The organism is Aestuariivirga sp. (assembly GCF_044238155.1).
Taxonomy (GTDB): Bacteria; Pseudomonadota; Alphaproteobacteria; order Rhizobiales; family Aestuariivirgaceae; genus Aestuariivirga.
Genome location: NZ_JBIIDX010000191.1, coordinates 1 through 5,621, shown reverse-complemented (window position 1 = coordinate 5,621; position 5,621 = coordinate 1). Strand labels below are relative to the sequence as shown.

The following is a 5,621-nucleotide window of genomic DNA, read 5'->3' as shown; positions in this document are numbered from 1 at the left end:
TGTGCATCACCTGGCTGTAGTACTCAAGGATGAACTGATCGGTAACCTTGATGCTTCCGATCTCTGAAACTCTGCCCACGTCGTTCCGGCCGAGATCCAGAAGCATCAGATGCTCTGCGCGTTCCTTTGGATCGGCGAGAAGCTCGGCTGCAAGCGCGCGGTCCTCCGCGGGCGTGGCGCCGCGGCGCCGGGTGCCTGCGATTGGCCGTATGGTGACCTTGCCCTCGCGCACCCTGACCAGGATTTCCGGGCTTGAGCCGATTACCGAGAAACTGTCGAAATCAAGATAGATCAGAAAAGGAGATGGATTGACCCGGCGCAACGAACGGTAAAGCGCAAATGGTGGCAGTGCAAATTCGGTTTCAAAGCGCTGCGACAGCACCACCTGAAATATATCGCCGGCAGCGATGTATTCCTTGGCTTTAAGTACCATCGCCTTGTAGTCCTCGGGCCTTGTATTGGATCGTGGAGCGCTGATCGGTGGAGTATCGGGCTCCCGCAGGGCGAGGTGATCCAGAGGCCGGTCCAGAGCATCCACGATTCCGGAGATGCGTTCGCGCGCCTGGGCATAGGCCGCCTTTGCTGAAATGCCGGGGTCCGGATAGACCGGTGAGGTAACGCTCACTTCGTCCTTCACGCTATCGAAAATCGCCATGATCGTGGGGCGGATCAGCATCGCATCCGGAAGGCCAAGGCTGTCGGGCTTGGGTTGTGGCAGTTCCTCCATGAAACGGACCATGTCGTAACCCATGTAACCAAAGACCCCTGCAGCCATGGGGGGCGCATCCTCGGGCAGCGCAATGCGGCTTTCCGCCAGCAGTGCCCTGAGGGCAAGCAGCGGTGGCAAGTCAAGAGCCTCAAACGATGCATCGGGATCCTGCCCGGCGCGACGGTTGATCCAGGCTTTTCCGTTTTCAACCTTCCAGATCAGGTCTGGGTTAAGGCCGATGATCGAATAACGGCCACGCACCGCGCCGCCCTCGACTGACTCCAAAAGAAAGGAATATCTCGCATTGCGTGCCAGTTTCAGCTTGGCCGATACCGGCGTTTCAAGATCCGCGACGAGCCTCGTTGCCACGATCTGTGCTTCGCCGGCTTCATAGGCCTGCGCGAAGCGGTCATAATCGGGAGAGAGGTTCATGTATGTGCTCCAGTCGAACTCACGCCTGGATGTCAGTTCGTCGGCTCGCCGGCGATGGACTGCCAAACCGGTTCATTGATGCTGACACCAGCATCCTTTTCAATGGCTCCAAGGTACGCCGTCAGGAGATTGTCCGACAGTTTAGGTTTCAGGCGATCGGCGATAGCGCGCCCCTCGGGCGAACCTGGATCAAAGGCTGGCAACAACACTGGTTCGGCCTGCATCAGGCGGGCTGAGCGGCCATCAGGCTCCAGCGAATATGCAAAACCATTGTTTGGCACAGCAAACAGTGCTGCTACGGCAGCAGGGGGGAAGCGGTCGCTGGACTCGGTCCGGCGCAGGCCTTGTGCGGTTTCGAGTGTTGCCTTGCTTTCGGTCGCGAGAGTTTCGAGAGGTGTACCGCTGCGGGCCCGTTCAAGGAGTGCCTTGGCTTTCTCCTCCGATAGGGCGCGAACCTTATTTGCGGTGACAGCCGCAGTTGCCTGAGACTTCACTGCCTCGAGAGGCTTCAGGGCCGCAGGGATCACCTCGCGGACCTCGTACCACACATATCCATTGTCCAGCACGAGGGCATCGGTCTCTACACCAACGTCGCTCGCATAGGCTGCCTCGACAACCTGTGCCTTGTGGGGCACTGTGGGTTCAGTTCCATCCTTGCTTTTGCCTGACGCATCGATGGAGCCGATCAGTTGGAAGGGAATATTGGCTTTTGCTGCAATGTCTTCGAATGTGGTTTGCGCTGCACGTGCATCCTCGACGGCGTCGTAGATGGACTGGATCTCTTCATTCGCCCGGTCGAGGCGCAGCCTCTCCTCAAGCGTGCTGCGAACCTCCGCAAGTGTCGACTGATGCTCGGGGGTGATCGACACCACTTTGATCAAGACGGTCGAGAGATTGCCTTTCACCGTATCGCTGACAGTTCCGACCGGTAAGGAAAAAGCCGCTTCCGCGATTGTCGGGTCGATTAAGTCATCTCTGGTCTTGTCAGCAAAAGTGATATCTTTCTCGGTGAAACCTCGTTCTGTCGCCAAAGCCAGGAAATCGGTTCCAGAGTCGATCTTCTGCTTCGCGGATGCCGCCTCGGCCTCCGTCGGGAAACTGAGCTGAATTATGGTGCGCTTCTCAGGCGTGAAATAGTCACCTTTATACTTTTCATAGCCATCAGACACATCTTGATCAGTCAGCACGATGGCTGCCGCTATATCGGAAGGTTCGACCTTCATGATGGCCACGGACCGGTATTCAGGCGCTGTATATGCAGAAGGGTTGGCCTCGTACTCTTTCGTGATCTCTTCGTCCGTAGGCGCTGCAACTTCCGTATCTGATGACGAGACGATGAAGTAGCGAGCATCCCGTTGCTCAGTTTCGTAACGGTATTGTGCCTCCAGCAAAGCCGAATTGACCGGTACTGCAGTGCTGGCTGTATCCGTCAAAGCCTGCCGAAGCCGACGTTGGCGTTCGTCAGCAAAGAATCCTGCCTCGGTGAGCCCGTTTTGCGCGAGAAGATCCTTAAAGCGGTTGGCATCAAAAACGCCTTGGGCATTCCGGAAAGCTTCATTCCGCATAACGGTCTGGGCAAGGAATTCGTTCGAAACCCCCAGATCCAGACGCTGGGCCTCGTCATCAAGCGCCGCAGTTTGTACGAGGCTATCGAGTACTGCCCTGTCTATGCCCATCGTTCGCGCCTGCTCAGGAGTGAGACCCTGGCCCGTCTGGCGGGACAAGGCCTGCAGATACTCCTGAAAAGCGCGGTTATACTGATCAGCCGAGATGGTGGTCTCGCCAACGGTTGCGAGAGTCGATCCGGCCGACCCCCTGAAAACGTCGGCAATGCCCCAGACACCGAAGCTCACCGCGAGCAGGCCAACGAGCAGCTTTGCCACCCAGGTCTTGCCAGCATTGCGCAGGGACTCCATCATCAGGGACTTTCCTTTCCGAGAATAAACCGTGCCGAACCGGGCGCACTATAGGTAGACGTCTCACCCCTCGCAAGTGCGGTATGCATCTGCTAAAAGGCCTTTTTCGGGCATAACACACGCGAGGGAACATGGCTGGCGAAGTGCCAAGGGCTTTGGTTGCGGGGAACTGGAAAATGAACGGCGGTCTGGCCATGCTCAAGGAGCCGCGCCTTCTTGCTGGAATGTTGAGGGATGTGAAGCTGAGAGCGGACGTGATGATCTGCCCTCCGGCGGTGATCCTGCGGCGGGTCAAGTCAGTGGTAAAGGGGTCGAAGATCAAGATCGGGGGACAGGACTGTCACTGGGAGCCGTCTGGGGCCCATACCGGGGACATTTCTGCCGAGATGCTGAAGGAGGCCGGCTGTTCAGCCGTAATCGTTGGCCACTCCGAGCGACGCACCCAGCATCATGAGGGGGATGAGGTCGTTCGCAGGAAAGCCCAAGCCTGCCATCGTGCAGGTATCAGTTCGATCATCTGTATCGGTGAAACGCTTGAGGAGCGAAAAGCGGGGCAGACCCTTGATGTAGTAAAACGTCAGCTCAAAGGTTCGCTACCGGACCTAGCCACCGCCGCCAACACAGTCATAGCCTATGAGCCAGTTTGGGCGATTGGTACCGGACTGACACCCAGCACGGCCGAGGTTGCCGAGGTGCACGCACACATTCGGGCGGAACTTGGGCGGATCCTGGCTGCCGAGAGCGGCCAGATGCGGATCCTGTATGGAGGCTCTGTCAAGCCCTCCAATGCGGCCGAACTCATGAGCCAGCCCCACGTCAACGGTGCCCTGGTTGGAGGCGCAAGTCTAAAAGCCGCCGATTTCCTCGGTATCATAAAGGTTTATGCATGATAAACGAAATCCCAACACTGACCAAGCGCAAGCTCCAGGCAGAGGTTATCGGGCCGATTTATGCCGAAATGGTTGCTCAGATCGGCGAAGATAAGGCCTCGGCTATCTTGGAAGCGGCGATACGCAAGGCTGCGATCGCTGAGGGCCGTTATTTTGCGGAGAGAGCGGGCGGCAACACCAGCATGGCTGATTTCGCGAAGCTCTACGAACTCTGGACGGCTGATGGTGCGCTGGAGATGAAAGTACTTCGACTGGACGATCAGCACTTCCACTTCGACATAACGCGGTGTCGCTACGCGGAAGCCTATCGCGCTATCGGGCTTGGAGAGATCGGCCATCTGCTTTCCTGCAATCGAGATGGAGCCTTTTGCCAGGGCTATGACCCAGCGATTGAACTGGAGCGAAAACAGACGATCATGGAGGGTGCGCAGTGCTGCACGTTCCGATATCAGCGAAGTACCGGGGAATCTGCCTAATCCCTCATGTGGGCGTTGTCCTGGGTCGATCAGGGAGAGACAGTCATGCGGCCCGTGTTGTTTGCCTTGCTGGTCTTGCTGATCGCAAAGCCTGCAATTGCCTTGCAGAGTGATTGCCTCGCAATTGCCGGGCGAACCCCGGAATTAATGCCCGCCTCATATTCGGAGAACGACCTGACCGGCGAGCAAGTCCGCATTACCTTCGTCGGACATGCGACGTTCATCATTGAGAGTCCAGAAGGCACTCGGATCGTCACCGACTACGCCGGACAATCTGGCGGGATCTTGCCGGACGCAGTGACGATGAACCAGGCTCATTCAACTCACTACACTGATACGCCGGACCCCGCCATTAAGCATGTTCTGCGTGGTTGGAACCCCGAGGGCGGGGCTGCCGCTCACGATGTTGAGATTGGCGACATAAGGGTTCGCAACGTGACAACGGACCTCCGGGCAGGCCTGGACGGACGGATCAAGGATGGAAATTCCATTTTCATCTTTGAAACGGCAGGACTGTGCATCGGCCATCTCGGCCACCTCCACCATCTGCTCGGCGATGAGGATCTTGGCCTCATCGGCCGTCTTGATATCGTCATGGTTCCGGTCGACGGCGGATATACTCTTGGCCAGGAAGCCATGCTCGAGGTGTTACAAACGATCAAGCCACGTGTGGTGATCCCAATGCATTTTTTTGGGCCTTCAACCCTAAACCGCTTCATCTCAACTGTGAGACAGGATTTTGAACTCGAAACTCTGACAGCGACGACCACGGTCTTCTCGGCTGCGAGCCTGCCTGACACGCCAAAGTTGATCGTTTTTCCAGGGCGCTGACAGCCTATTTGTGGTCTGCGGCTTCTGGTTGCTTTCATCGCGTCGAGGCGCTAAAGCGCGACCGTAATCTGAAATTCCGGAACATTTCATGGAAACCGTCGTTCTTATCGTTCACCTCCTCGTTGCACTTGCCCTGATTGGCGTCGTCCTGCTTCAGAGGTCTGAGGGTGGTGCCCTGGGTATTGGAGGCAGCGGGGGAGGCGGCGGAAATATCTTTTCGACGCGGGGAGTAGGAAACGCTCTTACCCGGACGACAGCCTATCTGGCCGTGGCGTTTTTCTGTACCTCGATTGCGTTGACTGTCATTGCAACGCAACGCGGCGGGGGGTCGGTTATTGACGCGGTCGATACAGTTCCACCCCCGGCT

6 protein-coding genes are annotated in these 5,621 nt (G+C 57.3%); 4 read left to right on the top strand and 2 right to left on the bottom strand.

Annotated features, from left to right (window positions below):
• Together ACILRN_RS15495 and ACILRN_RS15490 are read right to left on the bottom strand one after the other, a co-directional pair.
• Nucleotides 1-1,141: anthranilate synthase component I family protein (locus tag ACILRN_RS15495; RefSeq protein ID WP_395689809.1), on the bottom strand; the 1,141-nt coding region annotated here is incomplete at its 3' end.
• Nucleotides 1,142-1,173: 32 nt separating this feature from the next.
• Nucleotides 1,174-3,060: a SurA N-terminal domain-containing protein gene (locus ACILRN_RS15490; RefSeq protein ID WP_395689807.1), complete on the bottom strand. Its 1,887-nt coding sequence runs from the start codon at nucleotides 3,058-3,060 to the stop codon at nucleotides 1,174-1,176.
• A gap of 128 nt (nucleotides 3,061-3,188) precedes the next feature.
• Between ACILRN_RS15490 and tpiA the strand changes: the two genes are divergently transcribed.
• The 4 genes from tpiA to secG all read left to right on the top strand — a co-directional run.
• Nucleotides 3,189-3,947 carry a triose-phosphate isomerase gene (tpiA, locus tag ACILRN_RS15485; RefSeq protein ID WP_395689805.1) on the top strand — a complete coding sequence of 253 codons (759 nt, stop codon included), beginning with the start codon at nucleotides 3,189-3,191 and terminating at the stop codon, nucleotides 3,945-3,947.
• Nucleotides 3,944-4,423 (top strand): L-2-amino-thiazoline-4-carboxylic acid hydrolase, encoded by a 480-nt coding sequence (locus tag ACILRN_RS15480; RefSeq protein WP_395689804.1) that lies wholly within the window; start codon nucleotides 3,944-3,946, stop codon nucleotides 4,421-4,423. Before tpiA ends, ACILRN_RS15480 begins: the two co-directional genes overlap by 4 nt.
• 45 nt (nucleotides 4,424-4,468) lie before the next feature.
• On the top strand, nucleotides 4,469-5,254 hold the full coding sequence (locus ACILRN_RS15475; RefSeq protein ID WP_395689803.1) for an MBL fold metallo-hydrolase: 786 nt from the start codon (nucleotides 4,469-4,471) through the stop codon (nucleotides 5,252-5,254).
• Nucleotides 5,255-5,342: 88 nt separating this feature from the next.
• A partial coding sequence (gene secG / locus ACILRN_RS15470) for a preprotein translocase subunit SecG (RefSeq protein ID WP_395689801.1) occupies nucleotides 5,343-5,621 on the top strand: 279 nt, incomplete at its 3' end.